Origin of the sequence: Acidocella aquatica, from assembly GCF_030160635.1 — a bacterium.
Lineage (GTDB): Bacteria > Pseudomonadota > Alphaproteobacteria > Acetobacterales > Acetobacteraceae > Acidocella > Acidocella aquatica.
This window is the reverse complement of the sequence record NZ_BSOS01000104.1, coordinates 1-3,866: the sequence shown is the minus strand read 5'-3', so window position 1 is coordinate 3,866 and position 3,866 is coordinate 1. Positions and strand designations below refer to the sequence as shown.

Below are 3,866 nucleotides of genomic sequence, written 5' to 3'. Positions count from 1 at the left end.
TGGTCACTTCCTCCCGCCAAACCACCCATTTATAGCCAACATCAACAAGAGACGCTATAAGAGCCAAATGTGTTGTTCCGTGGCAAAGCGTCGACGAAACGCCAGAGCGTGGGGATATGGGTGGCGTAGACGTGCTGGCGCAGATGATGCTCCACATCGGCAATGGAAGGCGGCTCCATCCCAGTCCTGAGCTGCACAGCTGCTGCCGGCACCTGGCCCAGCCGCTTGTCGGCAATCCCAACCACTGCCGCCGCGGCGACGGCCGGGTGCAGACATAGAGCGCCCTCAATCGCCTCAGGCAGCAGCTTGAAGCCACCGCGCATAATGGCGCCGTCGGCCCGGCCGCGCAGGAAAACGAAACCATCCTCATCGACCACTCCGATGTCGGCCGCGCGTATCCAATGCTCGCCAATGCGCGGCGCGCTCACCTCCAGCAAACCTTCCTGACCGGGAGACAGCTCTGCGAAGCTCTCGGGGTCGATAGCGCGTAGCTTTGCGCCGGCAAAGGGGCGGCCCACTGTGCCGAACTTGGCGGGGCCGTATTGTGCGTAGAGATCTGGCGTCATTGCGGTTACAGGGCCACCGAATTCGGTGGCGCCATATGAGAGCAAAATGGGTATGCCGTAGCGTGCCTCGAAGGCTTGCTGAACGGAAGGGTCAAGCGGCGTAGCGCCGGTCATGATCATCTTGACGCAGGCGAGTTCCTCGGGCGATATCCCCGCATCAAGCACCATGCCCACGGCGCCAGGTGGCAGGCCCGGCATTGCCGGCTGGAAACGGCGGACAAAATCACGCCAGCCATCCAGTGTGAAACGGTCCAGCAACACGGCGCGGCGGCGCTGCAGCATGGTGGGCAAGACCGAATAGATGCCCGAGATATTGCCCCCAATGGGAAGGTCAGCAGGACCGGCGTGGCGGCGGTCTAATCGCCAGCCAGGGCAGAGACGTTCTCGCCGACAATGTATTTCGCCACAATCTCGCAGCTGAAACCGACATGTTTGGGCGCGCCGGTGGTGCCGCTGGTATGCACCTGAAGCTCTGGCTCAGGCGGCACTTGGGGATCGAGCCCCGCGGTGCAGCGTTCCCCCCCCTTCTACTGCCATGGCGCCCATCTCACGCAAGGCGACCGCGCGCATACCCTGCTCGCGCAGCACAGCCAACAGTTCAGGTGTAAAATCTTCCTCCGCAGCGACCACGGCCGATAGGTGCAAGCGGCCGGCATCTCGTGCGATCCCAGCCGAGGACTGGAAGGCATAGATCATGCGGATCGTCCTCGCGGCCGCGATCATGCCGATTTCTGCTGCAATCGCAGAGGGGCGGTTGCGCGGCACGAAGCCAATGGGCGCGCGCGGGTCAATCCCCGATGCGTCCAGCAGGTGGGCCACCCGGCCAGCAACGATGCGAATTTCATTCCATGAATGCCACCGGCCTAGGTATTCCACCGCCTCCGCCTCAGGCGCGCCATCAAGCGCCGACCTCGCCAGCTCTGCCAGCTTATACATGTGTGCTCTCCTCTTCTACCGGCTGACAACGTCCCGTTTGAGCAGATTTCGCCAAGCCCCTTCCGAAAAACTCTTGGCCGCACAGCAGTTCCATAGAGGGACAGAAACACTTCAAGCATACGGTCTCCCAGCAATCAGGCAGAGCATAGGTCTTCGCCGGTTGGCAGAGCAGGGAAGACGCGATCCATCGTCCAGACAGTTTTTTCGTGGCGCCGGTATATTTTGAATTCATGGAAGTCTAGACTTTAACAGCTATATTTGGCGGTCAAAGTTGGAGAAAAAATGAGCTACGCTACATTGATGGTGCATCTGCAGATCGGTCGGCCCAATGATAATGTACTGGCCATCACCCGGTTGTTGGCGGTAACCCACCAAGCGGCAGTAATCGGTATCGCAGCCTCCGAGACGTCTGATAATTTCACCAATGAGGATTACTACCTTGTTGCCCAGTCATTGGACGAGGGTATTGCGTCATGGCAGGCTCATTTAGCTGCCGCCGAGGCAGAATTTCGTGACGCGCTGCAAGGCTGTGCCGAGATTAGCTGGCGGACGATCAACGCACGTCAGTCGATAACCGAAACTCTGGCGCAGGAAGCCAGAGGAACGGATTTGCTGATCGTGTGCGCCGATCAACCGCTTGATCCTCCCTATCAGATACAGCCATTCAATCTGGGCGAACTTGTGGTACATGCGGGGCGCCCCGTGCTGGGCGTGCCAAAATCGGGTATCGCATCCCCCGCCTTTGATCGCGGAATTATTTATTGGAAGGACACGCTGGAGACCCGGCGGGCGGTTGTGGATGCGTTGCCCCTGCTCAAAAAAGCTTCGTCAGTCTTACTGGTTCAGGTTGCTGAGAAAGAAAAAATGACAGCGGAAGGTGCGCGTATGGAGGCGGTGACGTTCTGGCTTGAACGCCATGGCATAAAAGTCGACCTTATGGTTGTCGAGGCAACAAGCAGTGATGCCGAAGCTCTCCGGGCAATAACGAGCGAGCATAAGCCGGATTTCGGCGTTGCGGGTCTATATAGCCATAATCGCCTGCGGGAACGCGTGTTCGGAGGCGTCAGCCGGGATCTCCTTAGGCTAGTTAATCGGTGCGTTCTGTTGTCTCATTAGCGGCAGGCGCCAGTTCCGGCGATACGCTGGATCAGCCGCGAACATCGCTATTTAGCGACTGGAAGTCCAGCTTCGCCAAGCTCAGGATTTCAGTGCGATCCGCGGGCAGAATAAAGCCAGCTTCGATCGAGCGATCAATCGAATTGTTCAAACGAAGCCAGATACTGCGACCGGCCGGCTGGGTAGCACTCGGCGATTTTTTTTGCACTAAAAGGCACCGAACCGCCGAACAGGGATGCCGGAGGCTGCACTCGCGGAGACCTTGTTGCTATACGGCATATCAAGTCCGCATTTATCATCGTTGTCGAGGAAGCTCCTTGGCAGCTTACGCCACATGTGTTGTTTGAAATCTGACGTGTGTTTCGGCTTTTGTTCATCATCGAGAAGCGTTACCGGCGCGGTGCTTCAAATGGCAAGCTGTCGCTTTCCTTGGGTAGTCGCACAGGCGTTGCCAAGATTTTTCGTCTAGTATGCCAAAGGGAGGACGTTGCGTGCGCTGGTTTCCCGCGCCCGCATTGCAAACCAGTTCACACTATCGCGTACTGTCTCTGTGAGCGGGCGCGGCTTCCATTCCAGGTCTGTCCGGGCTTTGGCATTATCCATCTCGCGAAATACATTCGAGAGAAATATGGCATTCGTACTGACAGCGTAATCATTGCGGCCTGCGAGCTTCATCAACCGTTCCGTGACCCACGCGAGACTGTAAGATACTTTATACGGAATGAATTTCGGCGGGGCCTGCGCGCCGCGGGCGGCGGCCATCGCGAAGAGAGCGCGATTGCTGACGAATTCGTTGGCAATGATGTAGCGCTCGCCGAGCCGGCCGCGCGTTTCCGCCGAAAGCGCTGCCTCCGCGACGTCCCGGATATCGACGGTTGGTTGGCTAACTTCGATGGCGACCGGCATCTTGCCGCGAGCCGCATCCCAAAGCCCGCCATTATGCGGGGTCGGCTGATAATCCGCGGGGCCGTAAGTGTTGGCAACACAAAGCGCCACGCCTGGCAGGCCCTTCTCGCGGCAATAGCTAAGAAACCTTGTCTCCGCTTCCAGCCGGGCGCGAATATAGGGCGGCGCTCGGTCCATCCAGTTGAAGGGGATATCCTCCGTAACGGGGCCACTTTCGTTAAGCCCCAAAGTGCCCATGGTACTGGTGAAGATGAAGCGCTCAATTCCAGCTTCTAATGTAAGCGCTGTTAATCTGCCCCTTTGAAAGCCACTTCTGAGCTTTGAGGTTTTGTGCTCTACTCT

6 protein-coding genes are annotated in these 3,866 nt (G+C 58.2%); 1 reads left to right on the top strand and 5 read right to left on the bottom strand.

All coding sequences use genetic code 11. From position 1 onward, the window contains the following. Positions 1–41: 41 nt before the first annotated feature. From QQJ84_RS18955 to QQJ84_RS18945, 3 genes are read right to left on the bottom strand one after another with little or no spacing between them, the layout of a single operon-like run. On the bottom strand, positions 42–869 hold the full coding sequence (locus QQJ84_RS18955) for a class I adenylate-forming enzyme family protein (protein WP_284259899.1): 828 nt from the start codon (positions 867–869) through the stop codon (positions 42–44). A 53-nt stretch (positions 870–922) separates the two neighbouring features. Next, positions 923–1,054, bottom strand: coding sequence for a hypothetical protein (locus QQJ84_RS18950; protein WP_284259898.1), 132 nt, complete (start codon positions 1,052–1,054; stop codon positions 923–925). Further along, positions 1,044–1,502, bottom strand: a complete 459-nt coding sequence (locus tag QQJ84_RS18945; RefSeq protein ID WP_284259897.1) for a hypothetical protein — start codon at positions 1,500–1,502, stop codon at positions 1,044–1,046. The genes QQJ84_RS18950 and QQJ84_RS18945 overlap by 11 nt, the downstream gene beginning before the upstream one ends. A 282-nt stretch (positions 1,503–1,784) precedes the next feature. Here QQJ84_RS18945 and QQJ84_RS18940 point away from each other — a divergent pair, with 282 nt between their 5' ends. Then, positions 1,785–2,618, top strand: coding sequence for a universal stress protein (locus tag QQJ84_RS18940; RefSeq protein WP_284259896.1), 834 nt, complete (start codon positions 1,785–1,787; stop codon positions 2,616–2,618). Positions 2,619–2,649: 31 nt separating this feature from the next. Here the strand turns inward: QQJ84_RS18940 and QQJ84_RS18935 are convergent, their stop codons facing one another. Both QQJ84_RS18935 and QQJ84_RS18930 read right to left on the bottom strand, forming a co-directional pair. Continuing rightward, positions 2,650–2,826, bottom strand: coding sequence for a hypothetical protein (locus tag QQJ84_RS18935; protein ID WP_284259895.1), 177 nt, complete (start codon positions 2,824–2,826; stop codon positions 2,650–2,652). Positions 2,827–3,083: 257 nt separating this feature from the next. After that, the coding region (locus QQJ84_RS18930) for an NAD-dependent epimerase/dehydratase family protein (RefSeq protein ID WP_284259894.1) at positions 3,084–3,866 on the bottom strand (783 nt) is incomplete at its 5' end.